Here is a 26,735-nt window from a genome sequence, read left to right as displayed (position 1 = left end):
GTCGTCAAACAAGGCGGTCGCGCGCGTCTGTCACTGGCGGTACCGGCCCGAAACAGACGCAGGAGCGAGCCTTGCTCGCGATGCGCCGCGTGGGCGGCGCTCGATACCCGCACCAGCCAACAACTCAAGACACGCCCCAAAAGGCACAAAAGCCGCAATAAGCGGCTTTTCAATGCAAAAGATGGTGCGGACGAAGAGACTCGAACTCTTACAGCTTGCGCCGCTGGAACCTAAATCCAGTGTGTCTACCAATTTCACCACGTCCGCATACAGCAGATAACATAAAGGCGCCCGACCATTCGATCAAGGCGCCCTTAAAGAATATGGGGTGGACGATGGGAATCGAACCCACGACAACTGGAATCACAATCCAGCGCTCTACCAACTGAGCTACGCCCACCATATTGCGGTCTTGCGGTACTACATTACAACCGTGTTACAACCTTACAGAAGCATGGTGCGGACGAAGAGACTCGAACTCTTACAGCTTGCGCCGCTGGAACCTAAATCCAGTGTGTCTACCAATTTCACCACGTCCGCGTAGCGCTTAAAACAAAGGCGCCAGATCATGCAATCAAGGCGCCTCTGAAGAATATGGGGTGGACGATGGGAATCGAACCCACGACAACTGGAATCACAATCCAGCGCTCTACCAACTGAGCTACGCCCACCATATCGCTATACAGCCTTACTTGCTCGCCCAAGCAGCCTAATGGCGCACCCGGCAGGACTCGAACCTGCGACCATCCGCTTAGAAGGCGGATGCTCTATCCAGCTGAGCTACGGGCGCATAAGCAGTGTGCCTGACCGAACGAGCCAACAAACCACTCATTCTGCCCGACCTTGCCAACCCGTGCTAGGTCGTACCCGACAAGTGCGGCGAATCTTATAGACGAGCGGGAATACCGTCAACACCTTTTTCTAAAAAATTTAAATTATTTAAGGGGTTAGGGGATTTGCCCGACCACCCGCCTTTGCCCTTTGGCCATGTCGTGCGAGAATGCGCCCTCTTTAATGTTCCTTTCTCGATGGTTAATCACGCGTCTATGACTGCACACCTAATCGACGGCAAGGCGATCGCCGCCAACCTGCGCCAGCAGATCGCTCAACGTGTCGTGGAGCGTCGCCAGCAAGGCCTGCGCACTCCAGGCCTGGCGGTGATCCTGGTCGGCACCGACCCCGCTTCCCAAGTCTATGTCTCGCACAAGCGCAAGGACTGCGAAGAGGTCGGCTTCATTTCGCAGGCCTTCGACTTGCCCAGCGAAACCACGCAGCAAGCCCTGACCGACCTGATCGACCGCCTCAATGACGACCCGGCCGTCGACGGCATCCTGTTGCAACTGCCGCTGCCCGCACACCTTGACGCCTCCTTGCTGCTTGAGCGGATCCGCCCGGACAAGGATGTCGATGGTTTCCACCCCTACAATATCGGCCGCCTGGCCCAGCGTATCCCGCTGCTACGCCCATGCACGCCCAAAGGCATCATGACCTTGCTGCACAGCACCGGCCAGGACCTTTACGGCATGAACGCAGTGATCGTCGGCGCCTCCAACATCGTCGGCCGCCCCATGGCCATGGAACTGCTGCTGGCCGGTTGCACCGTCACCGTCTGCCACCGCTTCACCAAGGACCTCGCCGGCCACGTTGGCCGTGCCGACCTGGTGGTAGTGGCCGCCGGTAAGCCGGGCCTGGTCAAGGGCGAGTGGATCAAGGAAGGCGCCATCGTCATCGACGTCGGCATCAACCGCCAGGACGACGGCAAGCTGGTCGGCGACGTGGTCTACGAGACCGCCCTGCCCCGCGCAGGCTGGATCACCCCGGTACCAGGCGGTGTCGGGCCGATGACCCGGGCGTGCCTGCTGGAGAACACGCTGTACGCAGCGGAAGAACTGCACAAGTAAGCACACGTGGCGCACGACGTGAAACGGCACCCAGAGGGTGCCGTTTTCGTTGGCGAGCCCTACCGCGCCAAACCCGGCCCCTGGTGCTAACACTGTACGCAAGGCATTCGCCGCATCGCCATTAGCCTCACTGCTCCCCCCCCATCAGGAGCAGCCCATGCAGACCTTGCAACCTCACCACCTGGCGCTGATTCAGCAGCGCCTGCCCGACTGGCTGACCGAGGCCACCAAACAGCAACGCCAGATCCTGCGCAAGCGCGTGCAGCACAGCCACAAGGCCACGAGAAAACTGCACGAGGCCATGACTCCCCTCGAATCGGTGGAAGCCTTCTGTCGCCCCTTGCTCAACGAAGCCCTCGCCCGCTGGTATCCGGACATACCGCTCCCTTCACCCGATACGGCCGTGCTGGCCGACCGCACGCCCGCTCATCGACGCATGATGTCCTGGCTGGAAGCCGCCATGCAGAACATGGCCGACGACACGCCCATCCGCCTTTATGCCTCCGAAGACGCCCTCGAGCCCATGGCCGTAGACACCACGCTGTTCGTCAAAGGCGTGCGCAATCTTGACCTTGGCCAACGCTACCTGAACCACCTGCGGCAACACATCGACACGGATGACTTTCGCGCCCTGCTTCGCGGGCAGGACCACGCAGCCTTCGCGGCGGAACTGACCTACGCTCGCCTGCAAGGACGGATCGACAGCCGCGGGGAATCCTTGGGCGAAGCCGCGCTCGCAGGCTCGCACGAAGTGCGCTCACTGACCGGTACAAGACGCCTTCAATGTGGCTACCTGAGCGTTCTCGGCGTCCCCCTGAGCGGGCCTTTGCTGGTGCGACTGGAGCCACGCGACGAGCAAGAGCCCTGCCTGCTCTACTTGCCCGCAGACCCCTCGGGCGCAGTACGCCAGTACCCCTCCCTGCAGGCTGCCGGCACAGCGCTTACCCACCGTTTATGGCAGGAGGACTTCCGACTGTTCTTCAACCGCTTCGTCAGCCACGCGCAACAACCCGCCTTCGCTGCCCGACTGCGGCAAAGACTCTACCCTCGTTACCCCTACGCACTGCTCTACCCAACGCCACCTGTGCTGGAAAAAGGCGAGTCGGTAAGTTGGATCAAACGGCTGTTCCCCTCCCCCCACGACGTATGGCAGGAGACCCTCGACAAGAATGCCCGCCTGACGCTGACCTTCACGCCCTGGACAGGTGACTGTTTCGAACAGCGAGCCAGCAGCCAGGTGCAGGTCGCCTTGACCGATGCCGTGACGCTGGTCGTACCCACGGCGCGTTTCGACGCTGCGATCGGGCAGGCACGCCTGCTGGGCTGGCTGGGCGTGGGCCTGACCGCACTGAATGTGGCGAGCTTGTTCGTGCCGGCGCTGGGCGAGTTGATGCTGGTGGTCGGCGGCGCGCAGATCGTGAACGCGTTTCTCGAAGGCGTGCATGCACTCAACGAGGGAGAAACCGATGCGGCCATCGGCCATCTGTTCGATGTGTTCGACAATCTGGTGCAGATTGCCGTACTGGGCGCCGCTCATGCGGCAATCGGTCTGACTGGCCCGCTGGAGAACTGGACACGCATTCCAGGCCCCTCTGGCCAACGCCTCTGGCATGCAGACCTGCTGCCTTTCAGCCGAGAAGCGCCCTGGCCACCAGGCGCTCCGGCAACCAAAGGCTTGCATCATCATCAGGGCCGTCCCTGGCTCACCCTGGAAGGCAACCACCTTCCGCTCGAAAAAACAGCAGCCCATGGCTGGCGTCTCGCAACCGCCAGAGGCCACCAGTATCAGCCTCGCCTGCTGGGCAACGGCCACAGTCCTTGGCTGCTCGAACACGAGCAACCTCTGGCTTGGACCACCGCCAGGCTCATGCGCCGAATCGGCAACAGTGGCGTCGCGGTGAGTGACGAAACCCTGCTACGGGCCCTGCGCAGCAGCAGTTTCAGCGATGCAGCCGTGCGCCGCGTGGTGGTCGATCAGGAAGCCGCCCCAGCCCTGCTGCTCGACAACCTGCAGGCACTTGGCGCAACGGATGCCGCAACACCTGGGCCGACAAACACCGGCATGGTCGTCCTCGGACGCGATTTTCCTTCCCTGAGTCTCAGGGCCAAGTCCGAGATCCTTGCCAAAGCCAGCAACCGCGACCTGGACCATCTGCAACGCAGTGGCCGCCTGCCTATCGCCATTGCACAGACAGCTCGCCTGTACCTGCGCGAAGCTCGCATCAACCGCGCCTTGCTGCGTTTTTACCAGGACAGCGGCCCCTGGCAGGATCGCGATGCCCTGGCCTTGGGTTGCCTGGAGCAGTTACCTGGCTGGAGCAACGCGGTACGTATCGAGTTGCGCGAAGGCAGTCTGCACGGCCGGCTTATCAACGCTGCCGGCCCGCGCGGTCGACCGGTCAAGACCCTGGTGCGCCATGAACAAAGCTACCAACCCTATGACGAGCACGCAGAATCATTGTCCGGTCACAGGACCCTTTACCAAGCCCTGCTCGATGCCTTGCCGGACAGCGAGCGGACAGCGCTGAACCTGCAGATACACGACCCCCTGCCATTACGCGATGCATTGTTCGAAAAAGCCGCCGCCGACCGCGACAATGCTGCCCGCCTGCTGGGCATGGCTCCGGTACGCAAGCTCTACCAATTACCCACGCGCCTTCTGGAAACAGGACGCATAGGCTATCCACTCAGCGGCCGCGGCCAAGGCTGGGCGAATGACGACGCGTTGTTCGACATGCTGTTTCCCAGCCGCGAGCCAGGCGATCGCGAATGGTTGCGTTATCGCCTGCGCCAGGCGGCCGGAGACGCACCCGGCGCGTTCACCAGGCTGCTCGAAGGCTTGCGAACAGAGTACCAACGCCTTGGCACTACGCTCGACACCTGGGTCAATGACGCAGAAGGGCTTATGGTGGGCGCCATCGAACAGCGCCGCATCGCTCGCACCGAGGCGGCCTGTCGCATACGCCAGGCATGGCGACGGGAAAGCCCGCAAGTCGATCAGGTCGAATTGGTGCTCGAGGTGCAACACCTGGGCTCTCTGCCAACCTTGCCGGTACGCCTGACGCACGTGAATTGGCTGATCGTGGTCGGTTCACGCGCCGGTGAAGCTGCCAATCTGGATGGATTCCTGCAGGCGTTTCCTGGCGTACGCCATCTGGATCTTTCCAGCAATCTGCTGCGCTGGCTGCCTGAACCCTTGACCCAGATGACTCAGCTGGAGTCCCTGGACCTGTCGGAAAACTTCCTGCTTCTGGACACGCCTCGCAACCTCGACGTTCTGGCGCACCTTCCTCGCCTGCAACGCCTGAACCTCACCGACGCGCTAGAAGACTTGCCCACCCAGGCCCTGGAACGGCTCGGTCAGTTGCAGCACCTGTACTCGTTACAGGCAGACCTCAACAATCTGGTGCTGCAGGCCGAACACTTCGATGCCCTGCAAGGTTGGCCTGCATTGACCGAGCTGAGCCTGGGGTCGAACGAAATCACCCTGACCCCGGAAAGCCGCACCGCGCTGGCACGCCTGAATCACCTGCAGTCGTTGCGCCTGGGCGAGAACCCGCTGCGCCTCGCGCCTGACGTGACCGGGTGGCAGCGACTGCACACCCTCGACCTCGACCGCGTCGAGATCACGCAGTGGCCCGTGGGACTCGTCGGCTTGATGGATCAGCGCCCCCTGGTGCTGCGTTCGCTAGACCTTAGCGGCAACCGCCTGGTTGACGCGCCCGAACTGCGCGACACAGCCTTCGCCGAAGCCATTCGCAGTGGCGAGGAAGGCACCTACTATGACTTCGACGACAACCCCTTCGACGAACAGGCCCAGCTCAGGCTGGTCAATGCCGGGCTCCAAGCCATCCCTGACCTCGACGTCCTGGAAGAAGAACCCTGGGCCCTCGAGCTTCCCGCCGAACTCGACGCGCACCGTCAAGCCCATGCCGAAGACCCCGCCTGGTCCGCGCTGTATCGCCTGGTCGAGCGCATGGTCCAAACACCGGACTATCACTCAAACCCAACCCTCACCCGCGAGCGAATCGTCCATGTGCTGAGCACCCTGACCGCCGAAGATCTTGTCGATGGGGAAACTGGCTGGGGACGCGCGCAATTGCTCGAACAAGTCACCGCCGAGATCAACGATGCCGCCGAGGCCTGCGTGGATCAGGCCAGCCTGCTGTTCCAGCGAGTGGAAACGCAAGTCGCGGTGTGGCGCTGCGTAGCCACTTCCCACACCGGAGCATCGGACGAGGCTGTCGCTGTCTCCGTGGTCACCAGCCTGGCACGCCAAGCATGTCTCGATGAACGGGTCGGCGCCCTGTACAACGCCCGCCGGGCGCGACGCCAAGCCTTGAGCGCAGCCGAGGACGAGGCCGCGCGCCAGGCCGCTCCAGCGCTGTTGGCCGACGATGACATGAGCGATGAGCGACTGACCGACCCTCAACTCCCTCCCGACGAAATCGAAATAGCCCTGGTCGCACGCATCGCCTTGCGTGAACGTCTGAGCCTACCCGATCAACCGGCGCAGATCGCTTTCGGCTACCTGGCGCAACTGAGCGAGGGCACATTGGAGCACCTTGCCCAGGCGGTACTGGCCGAGGTGGATGGGGCTTTCCTGGCGCGCTGGGCAAGCGAGCAACCCTTTTGGCGCGCCTGGGTGCAACGGCTTTACCCTGAGGCCTTCCAGGCACTGGCCCGGGAGTGGCAGGCGGCTTCGGAGTACTACACCGACTTGACCGAGCCGACCTCGGCAATCGCGCCCTACACCGGACCGGCCGTGCCACCGAGATTCATCGAAGCCCTGGAGCGGGAGACCTCCGCAGTACAGGGCTTAAGGTGGCGGATTGAAGGCATCTTGCAACGTATCGACCTGGTATCAGGACGGTACAGCGGCGAAAGCGAGCTGTACGAACGGGCTGGCCGATTGCTGCTCAGCACCCGTCGCGACGCCCAAGACGCCCTGTATCGACAGCTGGCGATGACAATGTTCAACACGCAGTGAGGTTCCCTGCACAGGCCTTGGGCGAGCTTCGCGCCAGGGCCGCCCACAGCCGATTCGGCTGCCTGGCGCTTGATTTCAGCTGTTGCGGCTGAGCCCCGCCCTGCGCACAGCCAGCTTTTGCACAGTGCCTGTCGGAAAATATACCTACAGCCCACCCTGAGAGCCCACCCGACGCTCAGGTGCGCCGCTGTACGGAGAACCCCATGACCCGCTATATCGATGTGCAAGACCTCGCCCGCCTGGTCAATCGCAAAGGTCTGTCGACCTGCCTGGTGGAAATGGCCGAGTACATTCGCCAGGACTATCTGCGCTGGCAGGACTTCGAAAAATGCGCGCGCCTGGCCAATCACTCGCCGGACGGAGTGATCGAGCTGATGCCGGTTTCCGATCACAACCTGTATGCCTTCAAACACGTCAACGGCCACCCGAAGAACACCCGCGACGGCCTGCTGACGGTGATGGCGTTCGGCGCCCTGAGCCGCGTCGACACTGGCGCCCCGGTGCTGCTCAGCGAAATGACGCTGACCACCGCACTGCGCACCGCAGCCACCTCGGCCCTGGCCGCCCGCTACCTGGCCCGCGAGGACAGCCGCAGCATGGCCTTGATCGGCAACGGCGCACAGAGCGAGTTCCAGGCCATTGCCTTCAAAACACTGTTGGGTATCGACGAGATTCGCCTGTACGACATCGACCCGACCGCCACCGCCAAGCTGGTGGCCAACCTGGCAGATCGTCCCGGCCTGAAGCTGACCGTGGCAGGCTCGGTCGCCGAGGCCGTGCGCGGCGCCGACATCGTGACCACGGTGACTGCCGACAAAGCCTACGCCACCATCCTTACCCCGGAAATGATCGAACCGGGCATGCACCTCAACGCCGTGGGCGGTGACTGCCCGGGCAAGACTGAGTTGCACCGGGCCATCGTCGAAGCGGCGCGGGTGATTGTCGAGTACGAGCCACAGAGCCGGATCGAAGGCGAGATCCAGCAGGCGGCGGCAGACCTGCCCGTCACCGAATTCTGGAAAGTGGTGACGGGCCAGGTGCCTGGCCGCGAACATGACCGTCAGGTGACACTGTTCGACTCGGTCGGCTTTGCCCTGGAGGATTACGCGGCCCTGCGTTACGTACTGGATTGCGCCCAAGCTCTGGACATCGGGCAGGACATCGAGCTGGTACCGACCCTGGAGAACCCAAAAGATCTATACGCACTGCTGCAACCGCGCAGGGTGGGCATTCGAGCGGCACACCCAGCCAGCTGCGCAATCGCCTGATATTGCGGGGCCGCACGACGGCCCCTCTTTTCCCTGCAGCGACAGTTGCGGAATTACCGCCTAACCTGTCCATGCCTCCCGCTGAATGAAGCCATTGCGCATGGACACCAAGGCCGATTCCAACCACCCCCTGGACCGCATCGACGAGGCGATCATCGACGTGCTACGGCACGATGGCCGCATCACTTTCGAGAAGCTGTCCACCCTTGTTCACCTCACCCCACGCCCCTGCCTGGAGCGTGTGCGCAAACTGGAGCGACGTGGGGTGATACGTGGATACGGAGCGATCATCGACTTGCAGAAAGTATCGCCTGGGCTCTCGTTGCTGGTACTGGTGGCACTCTCCAACCAGAGCGGCCGCGCTGCACAAAAGGCCTTCGAGGCCACCATGCGCAGTTGCCCCGAAGTGTACGAGTGTCATTTGATCAGCGGCCATTTCGACTACAGCCTGCGCATGCGCTGTCGGGATATGGAGCACTACCGGGTCCTTACCGAACACTGGATGAACGATGACGCCCTGCATATCGACAAACTGGTGGCGCACCCGGAGCTGGCGGCGGTCAAGAGCATGGCCCCACTGCCGTGATCAGGCCGAGCGCCATGGCTCCGGTTGTCGATAGGCCTGCGCCCATGCCGCCACCTCGCCCACTGGCATCGGGGCAGCGATGCCATACCCCTGCGCCAGTGCGCAACCAAGCTCCATCAGCACCCGCCCATGCTCGACGCTTTCCACCCCCTCCGCGATGACCTCGCGGCCAAAGGCCCGTGCCAGGCCGATCACCGCCCCGGTGAGCGCCAGGTCATCCTGGTCATGGAGGATGTCGCGCACGAACGACTTGTCGATCTTGATGGTCTGAGTCGGCAGGCGCTTCAGGTAGCTCAAGGACGAATAGCCGGTGCCGAAGTCATCCAGCGAAAAACGTACCCCCAGCGCCAGGCACGCGTCCAAGCAACGGCTGACGTGCTGGAGATTATCCAGCGCCACCGACTCGACGATCTCCAGGTCCAACCGAGTGGGGTCAATGCCTGGGTGCTCGGCCAGCAACTGCGCCAGCCGCGCGGCAAAGTCATTGCGCTGCAGATGTCGGGCGGCGATGTTCACACTCAGCGACCAGTTACGCCCTTCGCGTTGCCATCGACGCAGTTGGTGCAGCGCCTGCTCGATCACCCACTCGCCAATCTCCACGATCAGGTCGGTCTGTTCGACCAAGGGCAGAAACTCGCCTGGCAATACCAGTCCACGGCCTGGGCACTGCCAGCGCAGCAGGGCCTCGAAACCCAGCACCTGGCCGCTGTGCAGGTTGACCTTGGGCTGGTAATACAGACACAGCTCGCCCTGGCGCAGCGCACGGCGCACCTGCGCGACCGTCTGGTGCGTCGCCTTGAGTTCCAGTTCCTGGGAAACATCGAAAATGTGATACCGGTTGCGCCCGCGCTGCTTGGCCACGTACATGGCCTGATCGGCATGGCGTACCAACGTATCGGCATCTTCGTCATCCTGTGGGAACAACGTCACGCCAACGCTGGCACTGAGCGCCAGGCGCTGCTCGCGAATGACATAAGGCGCAGCCAGGGCGTGCAGTATCCGATGCAAGGCGGCATGCAACTGTTGACTGCCATCGACATGACGCAGGATCAGCACGAATTCATCGCCCGACAGCCTTGCCACTGCATCACCGCCGCGCAGGATGCTCCTCAACCGCTGGGCCACCTCGACCAGAAGCAAGTCGCCCGCGGCATGTCCGTAGCCATCGTTGACCGCCTTGAAACCGTCGAGGTCGAGCATGCACACCGCCAACGGAATGTCCTCGCGACGGGAAAACGCCAGGGCCTGGTTGAGCAACTCGGACAAGTACGCGCGGTTGGGCAACCCAGTGAGCACATCGTGTCCGACACGCCATTGCAGGGTGTGCAGCAACTGGCGTTTTTCAGTGACATCGAAGCGGATCGAGACGTACCTGTGCACCTTGCCAGTCTTGGGGTCGATCAGCGGCACCATGGTACTGTCCACCCAGTACAGCGAGCCATCCTTGGCCCGGTTACAGATCTCGCCTTTCCACACCCGCCCTGCGACCAGGGCCCGCCACATGCCCAGGAAAAACTCCGGCTCGTGCAGGCCTGAATTGAGAATACGGTGATTGGCACCGAGCAGTTCTTCACGGCTATAGCCAGAGATACTGCAGAACTGCTGGTTGACGTAGGTGATTCGCCCGCGCAGGTCGGTCTCGGAAAAGATCGCGGCCGCGTCCACGGCCGCGCGATAGATATCGTCCATAGCATCCTGCCTTTAACGGTTGAAGCGCTCCACAAGGGCGCGCAATCCGGCGCACACCTGTTCCAGCTCGGCGCCGCGCGAGGCGGCGGCATTGGCGCTATGGGCACTTTGCTGCGCGATGCCAGCGACCCCGTTGATTTGCCGGGACACCTCTTCGGCTACCGAAGACTGCTGCTGCGAGGCCGTCGCCATCTGCTGGCTCATGTCGCTGATTCGCTGCACCGCCTCGCGTATACCTTGCAACGCTTGTTGCGCCTCCTGCACCTGGGCTACACCGTGCTCGGCCCCTTCGATGCCCTGGCTGGCGATGGCCACGGCCTGCTCGGCGCCCTCGCGCAACGTGTCGATGACGCCCTGGATGTGCAGGGTCGACTGGCGGGTCTTGTCGGCCAACGCCCGAACCTCATCGGCCACCACCGCGAACCCACGCCCTTGCTCACCGGCACGGGCCGCTTCGATGGCCGCGTTCAGTGCCAGCAGGTTGGTCTGCTCGGCGATGGCGCGGATCATCCCGGCCGCCTCGGAGATGGCGTCGGTCTGGTCCGCAAGGTCAGTGACCGCCCGGTTGATCTGCCCAACGGTGGCCGCGAGGTTGCGAATAGCCGTACCGGTCGAGTCGGCGACCCGGTTCCCCTGCTCGGCGAGCCCATGGGCGGTATGGGCTTCACTGGCCGTTAACTGCACATGGCTGGCAACCTCACCGATCGAGGCGGCCATCTCGGTCATGGCGGTGGCGGTCAGGTCGGTTTCGGCGCGCTGCTTGAGCAGGGCGGTTTCAGTGCCACGGGACAACTGCCCCGCCTGCGCGGCGGCCACGGCCATCTGCGCGGCAAGATCGCTCAGGCGGGTCAGCGCTGTCTTGAGTCGCGCATGCTCACCGACCAGGATCAACTGCAACTGCCCGGCAGCGCCCGGCAGGTCGCTGTAGGTCAAGGCTGCGATCGGGTCCGCGAAGGTACCGTCTGCGCCCTGGATCACACGCTGCAACTGCCGGCGCAAATCGTTGCGTCCCCATAGGCCGTAGGCCACGAACAGCGCGAAGGTCACGCCCTGGCCCAGCGCACCAGGCAAGCACTGGTTGGCCGCCACTGCCAGGGCACCACCGAGCATCGGCAGTGCCAGCGCCTGCCCCAGCAATGCCAGGCGACGGCCGGTCGACAACGCCGACTTGCCTTGGCGCAAGCGCGCATACAACGCCTCGGCCCTACGCACTTGATCGCGGGTCGGACAGACCCGTACCGACTCGTAACCGACCACCCGCCCATCTTCCAGGATCGGCGTGACATAGGCATTGACCCAGTAGAAATCGCCGTTGCGACAGCGGTTCTTGACGATCCCCATCCAGCTTTTACCGGCCTTGAGGTAACGCCACATCAATGCGTACACCGCCTCAGGCATGTCCGGGTGCCGCACAAGGTTATGCGGGCTGCCGATCAGCTCGGCTTCGCTGTAGCCGCTGATGGCAGCGAATTCTGGGTTGCAGTAGGTGATCAGGCTGGCCGTATCGGTGGCCGATATCAGTCGCTGATCTTCGGGGAAACGCTGCTCGACCGGTGTAACCGGCAGGTTGACACGCACGATGGGACTCCATTCACAAGAAAACCGGCGCCGCGCTCATCGGACACACCGGAACCGCTTCACATCGTGGGGCTCCAACGCTCCAGAGCACCTGAGCCCCTTGCAGCCTCGGGTCGAGCATAGAGCGAGAGCCGATAATGACTGGCCGGTCAAAGTGCGAATTCTACGAATACCATCACATAAATCAAGCAAATGTGATCCAAGGCAGCGTTGCCTTACACCAAACTATACCGGTAAGTTCCTGATTCTAAATGGGAATTAATTGATGAAGAGATCAGCTCTGGGATTTGCCCTGCGCCGCTACCGTAAGCTGGCAGGCTTGACGCAGGCACAATTCGGCGAGCAGACCGGCTTCGACCCCAAGACCATCAGCCGCTTCGAGACCGGCACCTACACCCCCAGCATCGACGCCCTGCTAACCTTCGCCGACGTTCTGGGCATCAAGCCCAAGGTCTTCTTCTGCGAGCCTGACGATGAAGACGAGCAGCGAGCGTACCTGTTCGATGTGATTCACAAGGCCCCGCCCAAGGCGCTTGGCAAGCTGATTGCAGCAGTGGATCAGGCATTGGCCAAATCCTGAACTCTTTCGCCTCATCCGCGCGGGCGCCCCACCAGGCCCGCAACGCTATGTGCACCGAACTAGAGCCAGTGAGGCCACAATGCCCCATAACTGGTCAGACCGGTAAGGCCGAATTTCCTTGCAAAGTCGGATTTTTCGCGCTTTTATGACCCTGCACTGAACAAACCGGTAAGACCACAATAATTAAGTCCTGCGCTCTTTCGCCCTCGCGGCATCGAAGCAAGGACACCGATCAGAGACCCCTCCCATGCTCAAATGGTGCTCGCGTTCGATCTTTCTGCAAGTGGTGCTGGGCCTTGCCCTCGGCATTGCCTGCGGCCTCAGCTTCCCCGACCTGTCCCTGCAACTCAAACCCCTCGGCGACGGCTTCATCAAGCTGATCAAGATGCTCATCGGCATCATCGTGTTCTGCGTGGTGGTCAGTGGAATCTCCGGCGCCGGCGACCTGAAGAAAGTCGGGCGAATCGGCCTGAAGTCCGTCATCTATTTTGAGATCCTGACCACCATCGCCCTGGTCATCGGCCTGGTCTTCGCCTTCACCAGCGGCATCGGCAGCGGCGCCAACATTCACCTCGAGCAGCTGTCCAGCGCCGACGCCAGCAGCCTGGCCGAACGTGGCCAGCACATCCATGGCGCCACGGCGTTCTTCATGGACCTCATCCCGACGTCGGTGGTCGGTGCCTTCGCCGATAACAACATCCTCCAGGTGCTGCTGTTCTCGGTGCTGTTCGGCAGTGCCCTGAACCTGGTGGGCGACTCGGCGGCGGGTATCTCGCGGCTGATCAATGAGCTGAGCCATGTGGTGTTCCGCATCATGGGCATGATCGTGCGCCTGGCCCCCATCGGTGTGTTCGGCGCCATTGCCTTCACCACCAGCAAGTACGGCCTGGAATCCCTGCAGCACCTGGGCGGGCTGGTCGCCTTGTTCTACCTGACCTGCGCGGGCTTCGTGCTGATCATCCTCGGCACCGTGATGCGCCTGTCGGGCCTCAAGCTGCTGCCGTTCATCAAGTACCTGCGCGAAGAGCTGACCATCGTACTCGGCACCGCCTCCTCCGACGCCGTGCTGCCACAGATCATGCGTAAGCTCGAACACCTGGGCATCGGCAGTTCCACCGTCGGCCTGGTGATTCCGACGGGCTACTCGTTCAACCTCGACGGCTTCTCCATCTACCTGACCCTGGCCATCGTGTTCATTGCCAATGCTACCGGCACACCGCTGGCGATGACCGACCTGCTGACCATTCTGTTGGTGTCGCTGGTGACCTCCAAGGGAGCCCACGGCATCCCAGGTTCGGCGCTGGTCATCCTCGCTGCCACCCTGACCGCCGTACCGGCGATTCCAGTAGTGGGCTTGGTGTTGGTGCTGGCGGTGGACTGGTTCATGGGCATCGGCCGGGCGCTGACCAACCTGATCGGCAACTGCGTGGCTACCGTGGCCATCGCCCGATGGGAAAAGGACATCGACATGCAACGTGCGCAGAATGTGCTCGATGGCAAGCCGGGTTTCGCCCACACCCCACGCAAGCAGCCCAACGCCCATCAACAGGAATTTTGACCGAGTGTGGCCGGCAATGATGCCGGCCCCTCCAGGAGCGAACCGTGATCAGCTCATCGACCGTCGTCAACTCAGTGGTGGAAAAACTGCGCCAGGCGCTTGCACGGGGCCAGTGGCGCTCCGGCGACATGTTGCCTGGCCAACGCGAGCTGGCCGAGCAACTGGGCATCAGCCGCCCTAGCCTGCGCGAAGCCGTCACCGTGCTGGAAACCCTGGGCCTTGTGCGCGCCATGCCGGGCAAGGGGGTTCTGGTACTCGATGCCGAGGCGATGGTGACCGAGCCCGGTGCCGATTCCACGGCACCGGCCAGCCTGGCCGACGTGCTGGAGCTGCGCTACACCCTCGAACCTTTCATCGTCGGCCTGGTGGCGCAATCGGCCAACAGCCAGGACATTGGCCAATTGCGCCTGACCCTGATGGACATGCGCGAGGCCCTCGAGGCCGATGACAGCGAAGCCGGTGTCAAAGCCTACATTGCCTTCCACGAGGCGCTGTTCGCCCTGACCACCAACCCGATCTTCCAAAGCGTGGTACAGCAGACCAGCAATGCCCTCAAGCAAAGTGCCGACATGCTACGCAATTCCCCCGAGCACCTGGCCGCCCGACTCAAGGAGAACGAAGCCGTGGTGCGGGCCATCCGTGATCGCAACAGCGCCCAGGCCAGCGCCCAGATGCGCCGGCACATCCTGGCCGAAGGCCAGCGCATGGGAATCGAGCTGAACATCCCGGACGAACATCACAGCCAATGACCCCAGGAGAGCGACCATGACCGCCTGCGCCCAAGCCGCCCCTCAGTTGCCTGCCCTGCTCGCCGCTGGCGAGACGCGCCTGTCGGCCGATCAGATCTACCCCCGGCTGTTCGACGCCATTCTCGAGCAGCGCCTGCCACCGGGCAGCCTGCTGCCCGAGCAAGCGCTGGGCAATGCCTTCGGCGTCAGCCGCACGGTGATTCGCCGGGTGCTGGGGCGCCTGTCGGATCAGCAAGTGGTGGTTCAGCGCCCAAGCCACACCGCCCACCTGGCCGCACCTGGCCCTGAGCAAGCACGCCAGGTGCTCAGCGCCCGACGCCTGGCGGAGACGACGTTGATCACCCTGGCCACCCAGCGCGCCAAGCCCTCGCACATTCGCCAATTGCGCTCGCTGGTGGAGCGCGAACGCCTGCACCACGAGCGTGGCGAGCGCTGTGCGGCGATTCGACTGGGGGGCGAGTTCCACCTTAAACTCGCGCAAGTGGCCGCCAACGCCCCCTTGGCGCGCTTTCTCAACGGCCTGGTACCGATGACCTCGCTGATCATCGCGCGCTACGAATCACCGTGCTGCGAACACTGCGCCTGGGAGGAACATGCCGCGATCATCGACGCCGTGGAAGCCGGCAACGAGGAAACAGCGCTGACCCTGATGCACCAGCACCTCGACCGTTTGGAAGACAAGCTCGAACTCGAGTGATCCACACCGCCTTTGCGCCATCGCCGCTGCTCGTCGCGGCGACGCGCCGTCGCGATGGGCTGCAAGGCAGGCACCGAATGCGCCCCCTATACTCGTTGAACCCCCTTCACTTATCAGGGAGGCGCTCGCATGACGCTGCGCATTCCCTCACTGCTGATCTGCCTGCTGGTGGCCCTCGGCGGTTGCGCCAGCAAGCCAGCGCCGCCACCGCCGCCCGTGGCGCTCACGCCCGCCATCTGGCAACGCATCGACCAGGAACTGATCGAGGCTTCGGTAGGCGCCGCCGGTTCGGCCAATGACTATGCCCGGCGGTCGATGCGGGTATGGAAAGAGCAAGTGCAGCAGCGTACCGAGAGCGACTTCATCCCTTGGTTCACCGGCTATTGGACCCAGCAATGGCTGACCCTGAAGGTCGCCTGGTACAAGCTCGACAGTGGCGAAGGCCGGGAGCCTGCGGAAAAGCGCCTGGCCCTGTACCTGCAGGAGCAGTATCACGAACGGGTGATCGAACCAGTGGCCGAACAGATCAACCCCGAAGGCATCCGTGATCGGGCTTGCGAGTTGTACGTGCAACTGCTCGGCCAGCAACTGCCAGCCATCATCGCCCGCTATCGTGCGCCGCCTGAGCAGTTCAGCCAGCGCCTCAATCGCATCCCGGCCATCGCCCTGGGCCCGCCCGAGGCACGCAATGCCAGCCTCTATCAGTTGCTGCGCGCCAAGCCACTGGAACAGCAGCCCGCCTGGCAGGCCCTGCGCCAGCACCTGCACCTGCAAGCAGCAAAAGGCCCTGGGCAAACCGATATTGGCTTGTCAACGGTTGCCGACCGCGCCAGCGAGAAGCTCGGGGCCACCCTGGCGCCACGCGGCATAGCCAGTGCCGTGGCCAGTGCCGTGGGCAAGGTGGCCGGGGCGATGATTTCGATCGTCTCGGCCGGCTACGGGATGATCACCCACGACCGCGAGCATCCGCAGATGGTCGAGCAGTTGCGGGTGATCCTGAACGTGGCGCTCAACCAGGAATGGCAGGCGCTGATGGAGAACCGCCAGAGTGGCGCCATGGCGGGGGTGTACTACTTGTCCGGCCAGGTCGAGGACAGCTTGCTGGCCAGCGCACCACAGCTGAGGGAGCAAGAAGTGCAGCAGCGCCAGGAGCCATTATTGATACGCCTGCCGCCCTGAGGCTGGCTGGGCGGCGTCAGGCCACGGCCATCGCCGAGGTCGGCAGGCCGAAGATCCGGTCGAACGCCCAGTTGTAGACGAAGGTGTAGCAAGGCACCAGAACGATGAACGCCAGGTCCACCAGGAACGCCTCGACCAGGCTCATGTCCAGCCACCAGGCAATCAGCGGTATCAGGTACACCACCAAGGTCAGCTGGAAACCCACGGCATGCGCCACCCGCCGCGCCACGCTGCGACCGCGCTTGGCCTGGCGGCTCTCCCAGTACTCGAACAGGCTGTTGTAGATCAGGTTCCAGAGCATGGCGATGGTGGTGATCATCACCGCCAGTGGCCCGGTGTGCGATGCCTGAGTGTCCGACAGGTAGGCCAGCCCCACGGTCGACATGCACAGGCCGATCAGTTCATAGAAGGTCACATAGACCAGTTTGCGTTTCAGTCCCTGCACCAGGGGTTACCTCAAATGACAAAAGCGATGGGCGCAAGGATGATTCATTTTTATTGACAGGCAAAGTCAACAGCTTTCAGATTGACTGACAGGAGGCTGCCCATGAACTTTTCCAGCGATAACATCCAGTTGTTCCTCGCCGTGCTCGACCATGGCTCGTTTTCTGCCGCTGCGCGCGCCTTGGGCAGGGTACCCTCGGCGGTGAGCATGGCCATCGGCAACCTCGAAGCCGAACTGGGCTATACCCTGTTCGAACGCGGCCCGCGCGAAGTGCGGCCCAGCCCCCGTGCCCTGGCCCTCGAGCCCCACGCCCGGCTGATTGCCGAGCAGCTAGGCCTTCTGCAGGTGCATGCACTTGAGCTGTCCCAAGGGCTTGAAAGCAGCCTGTGCATCGCCGTGGTCCCGGACATCGACCACCGTCCCTTGCTGGCCGCCATCGCCCACCTGGGCGAGCGCTATCCGCTGCTGGACATCGCCCTGCTCAGCGCCCCTCAAGAGGATGCCCTGCAGCTGCTCGACAGTGGGCGGGCGGACCTTTGCCTGGCCTTCGCCGGTCTGCACGTAGACCCCCAACGAGGATTCCAGCACATCGGCACAGAGACACTGGTGGCAACCCTGTCTCCCAACCATCGCGCCATGCTCGAAGAGCGCATCCATTATCTTGAGGACCTGGTTGCCGTACGCCAGATCCTGGTGCGCAGCCGCGACCTGCCGCTGGCCGACCCGCGTGCCTCGATCGGTGCCACCCATTGGTACACCGACAGTTTCGACCTCGCCCTGCAGATGGTCGAAGCCGGCCATGGCTGGGGTGATCTGCCGCTCAGCCGGGTCGCCCCGCTGATCGAAGCCGGACGCCTGGTGCGCCTAAATTTTCGCAACACGCACAATGAGCTGCAGCTGCCGATCCATGCCTTCTGGCGCAAGCAACAGCCGCTGCGCCAGGCTGCTCGCATGCTGATCGAACACTTGGCTACACGCTGACCTGCCGTCCGTCGACAGAGGATCAATAAGTCACTGTTACTGTTTCAATTTTTTACCCAGCACGCCGATATGAAAGGTGAAAGGTCCGCACGCCCGTCACAAGCGCGCAGCGCCCTCCCATCACTGGCTCAAGGTCTCGAAACATGAACCTGAAATTCCGCCACAAGATCCTGCTCAGCGCCTGTGCCGTCGTGGTGCTGGCCTTCGCTCTGTTCACGCTTTACAACGATTACCTGCAACGCAACACCATTGCCCAAAACATCGAATCGTCCGTGCAACAGTCCGGTGCGCTGACTGCCAGCAGCGTGCAGAACTGGATGAGCGGGCGCATCCTGGTGCTGGAGAACCTGGCCCAGGACATCGCCGAGCAAGGCGCTGGCGACAACCTGGCCGGGCTGATCGAGCAACCGTCCTACACGAGCAATTTCCTCTTCACCTACCTGGGCCAGGCTACCGGCGCGTTCACCCAGCGTCCCAACGCACAGATGCCTGCCGGCTACGACCCACGCCAGCGCCCCTGGTACGGCGCGGCGGTCAGCGCCGGGCAAACCGTCCTCACCGCCCCCTACCAGGGCGCCGTAGGTGGCCTGATGGTCACCATCGCCACCCCGGTCAAGCGCAAGGGCAACGGCGAGCTGATGGGCGTGGTTGGCGGCGACCTGACCCTCGATACCCTGGTGCAGATCATCAACTCGGTCGACTTCGGCGGTATCGGTCATGCCTTCCTCGTCGACAGCGAAGGCCAGGTGATCGTCAGCCCGGACAAAGACCAGGCGATGAAGAACCTCAAGGACATCTATCCCGGCAGCGGCCTGCGGGTCACCACCGGTATGCAGGATGTCACGCTCAATGGTCAGCAACGACTGATTTCCTTCGCCCCGGTCAGCGGCCTGCCCTCGGCGAAGTGGTACATCGGTCTGTCGATCGACAAGGACAAGGCCTATGCCGCGCTTGGCCAGTTCCGCACTTCGGCGGTCATCGCCATGATCATCGCGGTAGCGGCCATCGCCGGCCTGTTGGGCCTGCTGATCCCGGTGCTGATGCGCCCGCTGACCACCATGGGCCGCGCCATGCGTGACATCGCCGAGGGCGAAGGTGACCTGACCCGCCGCCTGACCGTGCAACACAAGGACGAATTCGGCGAATTGGCGACCTCGTTCAACCGCTTCGTCGAGCGTATCCACGCGTCCATGAGCGAAGTGTCTTCGGCAACTCGCCTGGTACACGATTTGTCGGAAAAGGTGGTCAACGCCTCCAACGCCTCGATCATCGGTTCTGAAGAACAAAGCATGCGCACCAATAGCGTTGCCGCCGCGATCAACCAGCTCGGTGCCGCCACCCAGGAAATCGCCCGCAACGCCGCCGATGCCTCGCAGCATGCCAGCGGTGCCAGCGAACAGGCCCATGGCGGTCGCGAAGTGGTCGAAGAAGCGATCAACGCCATGACCGCTCTGTCGCAACGGATCAGCGAATCCTGCGAGCAGATCGAAGCGCTCAACGCCAGTACCGACGACATCGGCAAGATCCTCGATGTGATCAAAGGCATCTCCCAGCAGACCAACCTGCTGGCACTCAACGCCGCCATCGAAGCCGCCCGCGCCGGTGAGGCCGGACGTGGGTTCGCGGTGGTGGCCGATGAAGTGCGCAACCTTGCGCACCGCACCCAGGAGTCGGCCGAAGAGATCCACCGCATGATCACCAGCCTGCAGGTCGGTTCCCGCGAGGCGGTCCACACCATGAACACCAGCCAGGTGTCCAGCGAGCAGACCGTGCAGGTGGCCAACCAGGCGGGCGAGCGGCTGGCCAGCGTGACCCAGCGTATCGGCGAGATCGACGGCATGAACCAATCCGTCGCCACCGCCACCGAGGAACAGACCGCCGTGGTCGAGAGCCTCAACCTGGACATCACCCAGATCAACGCACTGAACCAGCAAGGGGTGGAAAACCTCAATGAAACCCTGCGTCACTGCGATGCGCTGGCCCAGCAGGCCGGGCGGTTGAAGCAACTGGTGGGTAGCTTCCGAATCTGATTCGGCCCCATCGCTGGCAAGGCGGCTCCCCCTTCGACGAGGGTCCGGCTTGCCGGCGTTTGCTGCATCATCGGGATGCCGCTGCATCAGCGCAGTTATAACCTAATAACGAACAAGTCTATTTGGCTATAAAAAAATCTATATGCTGGGCAGCATCCGAAAACGGGCAAGCTGGGCAGTCGAGTAGCGTATGGATGTAGGTTCTTTTGGTTTCACCATTGCCGGACTGGTTGTAGGTTTCATCGTCGGCATGACCGGCGTCGGTGGCGGTTCGCTGATGACGCCCATTCTTCTTTGGTTCGGCATCAATCCGGCCACCGCCGTGGGTACCGACCTGCTGTACGCCGCCATCACCAAGGCCAGTGGTGTCTGGGTGCATGGCCGCAACAGGAACATCGACTGGAAGATCACCGGCCTGCTCAGCCTGGGCAGCGTGCCTGCCGCCGCGCTGACGCTGTGGTTTCTCAGCACCCTGCACACCGACACCTCGGCACTCAATGCGGTGATCAAACAAGGCCTGGCGGTGGTGCTGATCCTGACCGCGCTGGCGATCCTGTTCAAGTCGCGCCTGCAGGCTTTCGCCAATCGCCATGCCGGTGACCACTACCATCTGAGCGATCGCAGCCTGAATATCCTCACCGTGCTCACCGGCGTGGTGCTGGGCGTGATGGTCACGCTCACTTCCATCGGTGCAGGGGCCCTGGGCACGGTGGCGTTGTTCCTGCTCTACCCGTTCCTGGTTACCCGCCGTCTGGTGGGGACCGAGATCGCCCACGCCGTGCCGCTGACCCTGGTTGCCGGCCTAGGCCATGCGGGCATGGGCAACATGGACTGGTCGCTGCTGGGTTACCTGCTGCTCGGCTCGCTGCCAGGCATCTACCTGGGTAGCCACCTCACCGGGCGTATCTCCGACCGCGTGCTGCGGCCTTGCCTGGCCGGCATGCTGCTGTTGATCGGCTACAAGCTGGCGTTCTGAGCTGACGCGCCTGCGTCACGCCAGACGCAGGCGCCATTGCCCGGTGTAACTCAACGCCAGACGCGACAGCGGCAACACATCGATGCGTTGGTACGCTGTCAGCGGACACCCCAGTAGGTGAACGATCACTGCCCGGATCACCATAGGGTGCGTCACTGCCAACCAGTCCCCCTTCCCCTCGAACGCCTCCAGCCAACCGCCCACCCGCTGGCACACCTCGGCAAAGGATTCGCCCCCATGGGGTGCGCTGCGAGGGTCCTCCAGCCACTGCGCCAGCGCCTCGGGCTGCTCGGCCTGCAACTGCTTCAGCGTCATGCCCTGCCAGCGACCCAGGTCGCAATCGGCCAGGCCGACCTCGACCTGAGGCGCGCCCGACAACCAGGCCGCCGTTTCCCTGGTACGTGCCTCTGGTGCCGTCAACACGCGCACATCGGGCATAGGGGTCAATGGCCGATCGGCGTGGTCCAGAATGCCATCCTGCGCACGATGCAAACGCCCCGCTCGCTGAGCCGCGGTCTGGGCATGACAAATGAGTGTGAGGCGTACAGCTTTCACCGGGAATCTCTTGAGGGTCGAGTTGAGCAGACTGGTTTAGCACGTCTGTGGATGTTTTACCGCAACCGCCAGGGTGACGGAAGGCAGCGTCAGCGCGCCAGGGACTGGCTTGCAGCCTCGCGTCCGGCTCAAAAGCACAGCTGCAGCAGCCCCCAGACCGGCACCAGCGCAACCAACGCAACCGCCAGCCGTGGCCAGTATGGCAGCAGCATCAGCAGTGCCATCCCGGCCAGCGACATCGCACCGAACCAAGCCACCGGTCCCATGGCCCAACCCCAGGCCTGGGCACAGAGCCACAGGCTCGCCAGCAAGGCCAGCCAACCTGCGCTGCGCAGGGTCAGACGAAGCGACCGGGGGCAGGTGCGCTGCCAGACCTGCTTGTAGTGGCGCTCCAGGCCCTGGCACAGCCCGAGCATTCCAGCGTAGGCGCACAGCACGCCGCCTGTGACCAGCATGATCATGCTTGCATCTCCCTCAGGCGCCCTGCCCTTGCCTGCCTGGGCGCCGACGGCTTACGCTGCACCCGCCACGCCGCCGCCCCCAGAAGCCCGCCCAGCACCAGCGCCGTGACCACCACGCCAAGACGGATGGCATCGCCGACTCCCCCGAGCGAGGCCAAGCCTGCGCACAGCAGCGCGGCCAGGCCAAGTTGCTCGACCCAAGCGCGCTTGGCCGGGCGCACACCCGCATGCAGCAGCGCCAGCAACCACACGCCAAAGAACGCCCGTACTTCCCACTGCTCCCGCAGTGCCAGTTCGACTGGCAGCAAGCGGCTGGCCCACAGCAAGCCGATGCAGGCCAGCAGCAGGCCGGTGATGAAGCCGATGTTGCACACCTCGGCAACCCGGTACCCACCAAGCCCGCGTGCTTCGGCACCGCTGTTGGCGTATTGGCGCCCGCGCTTGACGCAGAACAGCACCAGGCCGCTGGCGATCATCGCGCAGCTGACCAGCCCGCAGGCGAAGTACAGCCAGCGCATCGGGTAGCCCCCGAATTGAGCGAAATGCAGGCCGACCATCACCCGCTGGGTCAACGGCGCAGGGCGCAGCTCAGGCACATCGCTGAGCAGCTTGCCGCTGACGCCATCGAACACCATCGCCTGGCCCTTGCTGAGGGCGATGCGGTTGCCCAGCTCCGGGCGGATCTCGATACGTGCGCCGGCCGTGTTGGGGTTACGGATGCTCAAGCCAGCAATCGGGCCGAGCTGGGCCTCGGCCTGGGCCAGCAAGGGTGCGATGTCCACCAGCTCGCCGGGTTGCCTGGTCAACCCACGGGGTTGTTCGAGCCGCGCATTGCCCTGGGCCTGGAAGTAAGCGCGGTGGTTGCCATCGAACAGCGCATCGACGCCCGCGGGAATGTAGATCAGCATGAAGATCACCAGCCCGGTGTAGGTGATCATCAGGTGAAACGGCAGCAACAGCACTGCACTGGCGTTGTGAAAATCCAGCCAGGAGCGCTGGCCTTTGTTCGGTCTGAAGGTGAAGAACTCCTTGAAGATTTTCTTGTGAATGACGATGCCGGTCACCAGCGCGGCGAGCATCACCAGGGCCAGGGCTCCGACCACGAAGATGCCCCAATTGCGCGGCAGGTCGAGGGTGAAATGGAAACGGAAGAAAAAGTTGCCGCCGACGCTGTCACGGACCTCGATGACTTCGCCGGTTGCCGGGTCCAGTTGCACCCCACCGCCATGGCGGCGCTCCCCCGTGGACACCCGCAGCCCCGGCGCCCGCTCGGTGGGCAAGCTGATACCCCAGTGGCTCGCTGTCGGCTCATGCGCCTGCAAAAAGGCCACCGCTTGTCGGGCAGCATCGGCCTGGGAAACGCTACGGGTCGGGATCTCAGGCTTCATCCAGTGATTGAGTTCCTCGTCGAACACCGCCAACGTGCCGGTGACGAAAATGGCGAACAGCAACCAACCGAAGATCAGCCCGGCCCAGGTGTGCAGCCAGGCCATGGATTGAGTGAACGTGTTTTTCATGCCAGCCACTCCAGTGTCTGGGGCCAGAACCCGATGAGCGCCAGCGGCGCTGCCAGGACGAGCGGCGCCCAGGCGCGCAAGGCGTCACGGCTGGCGAAGGCCCAGAGGATGGCGCCGGTGTAGAGGACGAATGCCAGCAGGGTCGAGACGATCACCGCGTCGGCGGGCGATAGCGGCAGCAGACGGGCAAGGCAAGCGGTGGCCGAGTAACTGAAGGCGTAGCCGCCGAGTAACGCGGCGCAGCTGCGGGAGAGGATCTGCAGCCAGGCGGGGACTCTGATCATCGAGTGGTCCTTGGTGTTTTTCCTAGGGGGCTGCGTGCAGCCCGATCGCTGCGGTTCGTCACCACCACAAGCCGACTCCCACAAGGGTCGTGTGGGGCCGGCTTGCTGGCGATGATCAGAACGAGATGTTCAACGAAGCGAATAACGCGCGCCCTGGCTGGTTGTAGGTGTTGGCGCCCGAGCTGCTGGCATTGCCGCCGCGCAGGATCTGCTTGTCGAACACGTTGTTCACCCCTACCCGCACGTTGTAGTTGGCGTTGAACGTGTACCCGGCACTGACATCCACCAACCCGTAGGCTTCGACATCCTGCTGCGCCTGTTCGTCGTAGTCTTCCTGGGTGCGGAAGTTGTAGGTCGGCGATTTCTGCTTGCCGTAGTAAGTGCCGGCGACCTGGAACGACAGCTTGTCGGTGGCACGCCAGTCCAGCGTGGTGTTGACCGTGTACTCGGGGATCACCGACAGCGGCTCGCCGGTTTCGCGGTTGTCGTTGTCGAGCATCCAGGTCAGGTTGGTGTTCCAGTCCACCGTCGGGCTCAGCTCGACGAACAGGTTGCCCTCGATACCCTCGACCCGCGCCTTGCCGGCGTTTTCCCATTGGGTCACACGACGGCCACTGTTGATGGTGTAGAGCACATCGGTATCGCCGATGATCTTGTTCTTGTAGTCGTTGCGAAAGTAGGTCGCGCTGGTGCGCCAGGTGCCACGGTCGTACAGCAGGCCGACTTCCTTGTTGACGCTGATTTCCGGCTTCAGGTCGGCGTTGCCTTGCAGGTAGCAGCCACCGGCGTTGGTCTGCTGCACGCTGCAGCCGTTACCACGGCTGTAGAGCAGGTAATTAGGGTTGGACTGGTACAGGTTCGGCGTCTTGTAGGCGCGGGCAATCCCCCCTTTGAGCGACAACGACTCAGTCAACTTGTGCGCCACATTCAGGCTCGGGCTGAAGTTGTCGCCAAAGGTCTCGTGATGGTCGAAACGCAGGCCAGGGGTGACGGTGGTGTCACCGATAACGATGTTGTCCTCGACGAACAGCGCATAGCTCTTGGCGGTCATCTTCGAGTCGCTGCGGTCGAAACCGCTGATGACGTTGTTGCCCGCGCCACTGGGGTCGAAGCTCTGCGGGCGGAACGAGCCCTGGTCGTTGAGCGACTCGTAGAGGTACTCACCGCCCAGGGTCAGCACGTGCTCGGTGCTGCCCGTGGCGAACGGCAGGTTCACTTCGCTGCTCAGGCGGGTATTGCGCAGGCGCGACATAGCCGCCCCGGTGTCGTTGATCGCCCCTTCAGGCCCACCGGCCAGGCCTTCGTTAAGACGCCAGTTGCGCACGTACTCGTAGGCCAGGGAGGTCTTGCTGGTGCCCCAGGTGAAATCACCCAGGTGGGTCAGGTCGTAGGTGCTCCGTTGCATGACATTGGTCTCGTGGCCATACAGGCTGGAGATCAGCTCGACATTGCTGCCACCGTTGCTGTTCATGGTATCGCCAGCGTAGATGTTGCCCTGGCGGCTGTAACCTGCGCTGGCTTCGAGGCGATGCTCATCATTGAGTTTCCAGCTCAGCAGACCATTGATGTCTTTGTTGCGCACCCCTTCACGGCCAGCGACCAAAGCGCTGTTGGCATGGCTGGCGTTGATGTCCAGGTCGTCGGCATCGGTCTTGGCCAGGCCTCCGTACAACCGCCCCCCCAGGTTTTCGGTCAGCCCGCCGCTGAGGTTGAAGTTGGTCCGTTGGCTAGCCCCTTCGGCGCTGTCTTGGGGCAGTTGGGTGTACAGGTTGACGTTGCCTTTGAACGCTTCGGTGGGGCGTTTGGTGATGATATTGACCACCCCGCCCATGGCGCCGGAGCCGTAGCGCGCTGCAGCCGGACCGCGAAGAATCTCGATGCGCTCGACAGCCTCGGCCGGCACCCAGTTGGTTTCGCCACGGGTGTCGCGGTCGCCGTTCCAGCCATAACGCACCGCATTGCGTGCACTGGAGGGCTTGCCATCGATGAGGATCAGGGTGTTTTCCGGCCCCATGCCCCGCAGGTCGATCTGGCGGTTGTTGCCCCGCGCGCCACTGGCACTGTTGCCGGTGAGGTTGACCCCCGGCTCGCGGCGAATGATGTCGGACAGGTCATTGGCTGGTGGGTGACGCTGGATATCTTCAGCAGTGATGATCGACGAACCCAGCGCCTGGCGTGCCTCACGCTCGGCGGTCACCAAGGTGTCCTGGATCACCAGCGCAGGGTCGGCCATCGGAACCTCCACCACCTCACCGGTGTGTTGCTGTTCGGCCTCGGCCGCAGTCGCCACCATGGCCGGCGACGCCAGCGCGACAAACGCCAGGGCCAGGCTGTTGGGTGAGGTTCTGGATTGCATCGACACTTCTCCTGCGGTCATGGGCAAAGGCACGGCCCGGCCTGCGCGCCGACGGGCCCCTCGCCCTTCGGCCCGGCAAGTATTGTGTGGGGCCAACAGGGATGGTGAATATAATGATTCTCAAATGTGTTTAAATCTTATTTACGAAATTTACATGTTTGTGACGGAACTTCGCCAAGCGGGGGTTCGGTATGTTCGCTTCAGGAGTGGGAGCACGGTCGCCGCGTCGCCCCCAGACGTTTTTCGGGCACTGTCGCAGCGCCGGCAAAGCGGGTCGGCTGGCATGAACAACCCGGCACACCAGCAATGTTGCAACCTGCCCAATGACTCCTACAGTTTCGAAGGTAGGAAGCCG

Annotated in this window: 19 protein-coding genes, 5 tRNA genes and 3 pseudogenes; 13 read left to right on the top strand and 14 right to left on the bottom strand. The window is 63.1% G+C overall.

Annotated elements, in window-relative coordinates:
- Positions 1-182: 182 nt before the first annotated feature.
- From IF103_RS08265 to IF103_RS08245, 5 genes are all read right to left on the bottom strand, one after another.
- A tRNA-Leu gene (locus IF103_RS08265) sits at positions 183-267 on the bottom strand.
- Between the two features lie 57 nt (positions 268-324).
- Positions 325-400, bottom strand: a tRNA-His gene (locus IF103_RS08260).
- Positions 401-455: 55 nt separating this feature from the next.
- Positions 456-540 (bottom strand) — tRNA-Leu (locus IF103_RS08255).
- Positions 541-595: 55 nt separating this feature from the next.
- Positions 596-671 (bottom strand) — tRNA-His (locus IF103_RS08250).
- A gap of 42 nt (positions 672-713) precedes the next feature.
- Positions 714-790 (bottom strand) — tRNA-Arg (locus IF103_RS08245).
- A gap of 256 nt (positions 791-1,046) precedes the next feature.
- Between IF103_RS08245 and folD the strand changes: the two genes are divergently transcribed.
- The 4 genes from folD to IF103_RS08225 all read left to right on the top strand — a co-directional run bounded on the left by folD (position 1,047) and on the right by IF103_RS08225 (position 8,745).
- The gene (gene folD, locus IF103_RS08240) at positions 1,047-1,901 is read left to right on the top strand and encodes a bifunctional methylenetetrahydrofolate dehydrogenase/methenyltetrahydrofolate cyclohydrolase FolD (RefSeq protein ID WP_023379632.1); all 855 of its coding nucleotides are present in this window, start codon (positions 1,047-1,049) and stop codon (positions 1,899-1,901) included.
- A gap of 157 nt (positions 1,902-2,058) precedes the next feature.
- The gene (locus tag IF103_RS08235) at positions 2,059-6,891 is read left to right on the top strand and encodes a dermonecrotic toxin domain-containing protein (protein ID WP_202676015.1); all 4,833 of its coding nucleotides are present in this window, start codon (positions 2,059-2,061) and stop codon (positions 6,889-6,891) included.
- Positions 6,892-7,094: 203 nt separating this feature from the next.
- A complete protein-coding gene (gene ocd, locus IF103_RS08230) occupies positions 7,095-8,159 on the top strand; it encodes an ornithine cyclodeaminase (RefSeq protein WP_023379630.1) in 1,065 nt (354 codons plus the stop codon).
- A gap of 100 nt (positions 8,160-8,259) precedes the next feature.
- Positions 8,260-8,745, top strand: a complete 486-nt coding sequence (locus IF103_RS08225; RefSeq protein ID WP_104881980.1) for an Lrp/AsnC family transcriptional regulator — start codon at positions 8,260-8,262, stop codon at positions 8,743-8,745.
- Here the strand turns inward: IF103_RS08225 and IF103_RS08220 are convergent, their stop codons facing one another.
- From IF103_RS08220 to IF103_RS25355, 3 genes and pseudogenes are all read right to left on the bottom strand, one after another.
- Positions 8,746-10,434, bottom strand: coding sequence for a putative bifunctional diguanylate cyclase/phosphodiesterase (locus IF103_RS08220; protein WP_027906787.1), 1,689 nt, complete (start codon positions 10,432-10,434; stop codon positions 8,746-8,748).
- A 12-nt stretch (positions 10,435-10,446) separates the two neighbouring features.
- A pseudogene (locus IF103_RS25360) lies at positions 10,447-10,935 on the bottom strand (methyl-accepting chemotaxis protein); the annotation flags it as partial.
- Between the two features lie 795 nt (positions 10,936-11,730).
- Positions 11,731-12,012: pseudogene (locus IF103_RS25355) on the bottom strand (PAS domain-containing protein); the annotation flags it as partial.
- Positions 12,013-12,277: 265 nt separating this feature from the next.
- Between IF103_RS25355 and IF103_RS08210 the strand changes: the two are divergent.
- From IF103_RS08210 to IF103_RS08190, 5 genes are all read left to right on the top strand, one after another.
- Positions 12,278-12,592: a helix-turn-helix domain-containing protein gene (locus IF103_RS08210; RefSeq protein WP_027906785.1), complete on the top strand. Its 315-nt coding sequence runs from the start codon at positions 12,278-12,280 to the stop codon at positions 12,590-12,592.
- A 247-nt stretch (positions 12,593-12,839) separates the two neighbouring features.
- Positions 12,840-14,150: a C4-dicarboxylate transporter DctA gene (locus IF103_RS08205; protein ID WP_027906784.1), complete on the top strand. Its 1,311-nt coding sequence runs from the start codon at positions 12,840-12,842 to the stop codon at positions 14,148-14,150.
- Between the two features lie 44 nt (positions 14,151-14,194).
- Positions 14,195-14,899 (top strand): FadR/GntR family transcriptional regulator, encoded by a 705-nt coding sequence (locus IF103_RS08200; RefSeq protein WP_104882697.1) that lies wholly within the window; start codon positions 14,195-14,197, stop codon positions 14,897-14,899.
- Between the two features lie 16 nt (positions 14,900-14,915).
- A complete protein-coding gene (locus IF103_RS08195; RefSeq protein WP_023379623.1) occupies positions 14,916-15,596 on the top strand; it encodes a GntR family transcriptional regulator in 681 nt (226 codons plus the stop codon).
- 129 nt (positions 15,597-15,725) lie between these two features.
- Entirely contained in the window at positions 15,726-16,775 is a 1,050-nt protein-coding gene (locus IF103_RS08190; protein WP_023379622.1) for a hypothetical protein, read from the top strand.
- Between the two features lie 16 nt (positions 16,776-16,791).
- On the opposite strand, the gene IF103_RS08185 is transcribed toward IF103_RS08190, so the two are convergent.
- Complete coding sequence (locus IF103_RS08185; RefSeq protein ID WP_023379621.1) at positions 16,792-17,220, bottom strand: PACE efflux transporter; 429 nt, start codon at positions 17,218-17,220, stop codon at positions 16,792-16,794.
- 102 nt (positions 17,221-17,322) lie between these two features.
- Here IF103_RS08185 and IF103_RS08180 point away from each other — a divergent pair, with 102 nt between their 5' ends.
- From IF103_RS08180 to IF103_RS08170, 4 genes and pseudogenes are all read left to right on the top strand, one after another.
- Positions 17,323-18,201: a LysR family transcriptional regulator gene (locus IF103_RS08180; RefSeq protein ID WP_202676014.1), complete on the top strand. Its 879-nt coding sequence runs from the start codon at positions 17,323-17,325 to the stop codon at positions 18,199-18,201.
- 143 nt (positions 18,202-18,344) lie between these two features.
- Positions 18,345-19,328: pseudogene (locus IF103_RS25350) on the top strand (cache domain-containing protein); the annotation flags it as partial.
- Positions 19,329-19,391: 63 nt separating this feature from the next.
- The gene (locus IF103_RS25345) at positions 19,392-20,231 is read left to right on the top strand and encodes a methyl-accepting chemotaxis protein (RefSeq protein WP_409268923.1); all 840 of its coding nucleotides are present in this window, start codon (positions 19,392-19,394) and stop codon (positions 20,229-20,231) included.
- A gap of 190 nt (positions 20,232-20,421) precedes the next feature.
- The gene (locus tag IF103_RS08170) at positions 20,422-21,207 is read left to right on the top strand and encodes a sulfite exporter TauE/SafE family protein (RefSeq protein ID WP_023379618.1); all 786 of its coding nucleotides are present in this window, start codon (positions 20,422-20,424) and stop codon (positions 21,205-21,207) included.
- Between the two features lie 15 nt (positions 21,208-21,222).
- Here IF103_RS08170 and IF103_RS08165 read toward each other — a convergent pair whose 3' ends face one another.
- The 5 genes from IF103_RS08165 to IF103_RS08145 all read right to left on the bottom strand — a co-directional run bounded on the left by IF103_RS08165 (position 21,223) and on the right by IF103_RS08145 (position 26,380).
- Positions 21,223-21,762, bottom strand: a complete 540-nt coding sequence (locus IF103_RS08165; protein ID WP_027906782.1) for a histidine phosphatase family protein — start codon at positions 21,760-21,762, stop codon at positions 21,223-21,225.
- 128 nt (positions 21,763-21,890) lie between these two features.
- Entirely contained in the window at positions 21,891-22,223 is a 333-nt protein-coding gene (locus tag IF103_RS08160) for a DUF3325 domain-containing protein (RefSeq protein ID WP_023379616.1), read from the bottom strand.
- Positions 22,220-23,740, bottom strand: a complete 1,521-nt coding sequence (locus IF103_RS08155; RefSeq protein ID WP_023379615.1) for a PepSY-associated TM helix domain-containing protein — start codon at positions 23,738-23,740, stop codon at positions 22,220-22,222. Before IF103_RS08155 ends, IF103_RS08160 begins: the two co-directional genes overlap by 4 nt.
- On the bottom strand, positions 23,737-24,024 hold the full coding sequence (locus tag IF103_RS08150; RefSeq protein ID WP_023379614.1) for a hypothetical protein: 288 nt from the start codon (positions 24,022-24,024) through the stop codon (positions 23,737-23,739). Before IF103_RS08150 ends, IF103_RS08155 begins: the two co-directional genes overlap by 4 nt.
- A 115-nt stretch (positions 24,025-24,139) precedes the next feature.
- Entirely contained in the window at positions 24,140-26,380 is a 2,241-nt protein-coding gene (locus tag IF103_RS08145; RefSeq protein ID WP_023379613.1) for a TonB-dependent siderophore receptor, read from the bottom strand.
- Positions 26,381-26,735 lie beyond the last annotated feature (355 nt).

Source organism: Pseudomonas sp. SK2, from assembly GCF_016772395.1.
Classification (GTDB): domain Bacteria; phylum Pseudomonadota; class Gammaproteobacteria; order Pseudomonadales; family Pseudomonadaceae; genus Aquipseudomonas; species Aquipseudomonas taiwanensis.
This window is presented reverse-complemented; position numbering and strand designations above follow the sequence as displayed.

Excerpts from the sequence above, each read along its gene's own strand:
- folD (WP_023379632.1), top strand. The coding sequence starts at position 1,047 with ATGACTGCACACCTAATCGACGGCAAGGCGATCGCCGCCAACCTGCGC.
- IF103_RS08235 (WP_202676015.1), top strand. The coding sequence starts at position 2,059 with ATGCAGACCTTGCAACCTCACCACCTGGCGCTGATTCAGCAGCGCCTG.
- ocd (WP_023379630.1), top strand. The coding sequence starts at position 7,095 with ATGACCCGCTATATCGATGTGCAAGACCTCGCCCGCCTGGTCAATCGC.
- IF103_RS08225 (WP_104881980.1), top strand. The coding sequence starts at position 8,260 with ATGGACACCAAGGCCGATTCCAACCACCCCCTGGACCGCATCGACGAG.
- IF103_RS08220 (WP_027906787.1), bottom strand. The coding sequence starts at position 10,434 with ATGGACGATATCTATCGCGCGGCCGTGGACGCGGCCGCGATCTTTTCC.
- IF103_RS08210 (WP_027906785.1), top strand. The coding sequence starts at position 12,278 with ATGAAGAGATCAGCTCTGGGATTTGCCCTGCGCCGCTACCGTAAGCTG.
- IF103_RS08205 (WP_027906784.1), top strand. The coding sequence starts at position 12,840 with ATGCTCAAATGGTGCTCGCGTTCGATCTTTCTGCAAGTGGTGCTGGGC.
- IF103_RS08195 (WP_023379623.1), top strand. The coding sequence starts at position 14,916 with ATGACCGCCTGCGCCCAAGCCGCCCCTCAGTTGCCTGCCCTGCTCGCC.
- IF103_RS08190 (WP_023379622.1), top strand. The coding sequence starts at position 15,726 with ATGACGCTGCGCATTCCCTCACTGCTGATCTGCCTGCTGGTGGCCCTC.
- IF103_RS08180 (WP_202676014.1), top strand. The coding sequence starts at position 17,323 with ATGAACTTTTCCAGCGATAACATCCAGTTGTTCCTCGCCGTGCTCGAC.
- IF103_RS25345 (WP_409268923.1), top strand. The coding sequence starts at position 19,392 with ATGAGCGAAGTGTCTTCGGCAACTCGCCTGGTACACGATTTGTCGGAA.
- IF103_RS08170 (WP_023379618.1), top strand. The coding sequence starts at position 20,422 with ATGGATGTAGGTTCTTTTGGTTTCACCATTGCCGGACTGGTTGTAGGT.
- IF103_RS08160 (WP_023379616.1), bottom strand. The coding sequence starts at position 22,223 with ATGATCATGCTGGTCACAGGCGGCGTGCTGTGCGCCTACGCTGGAATG.
- IF103_RS08155 (WP_023379615.1), bottom strand. The coding sequence starts at position 23,740 with ATGAAAAACACGTTCACTCAATCCATGGCCTGGCTGCACACCTGGGCC.
- IF103_RS08150 (WP_023379614.1), bottom strand. The coding sequence starts at position 24,024 with ATGATCAGAGTCCCCGCCTGGCTGCAGATCCTCTCCCGCAGCTGCGCC.
- IF103_RS08145 (WP_023379613.1), bottom strand. The coding sequence starts at position 26,380 with ATGCAATCCAGAACCTCACCCAACAGCCTGGCCCTGGCGTTTGTCGCG.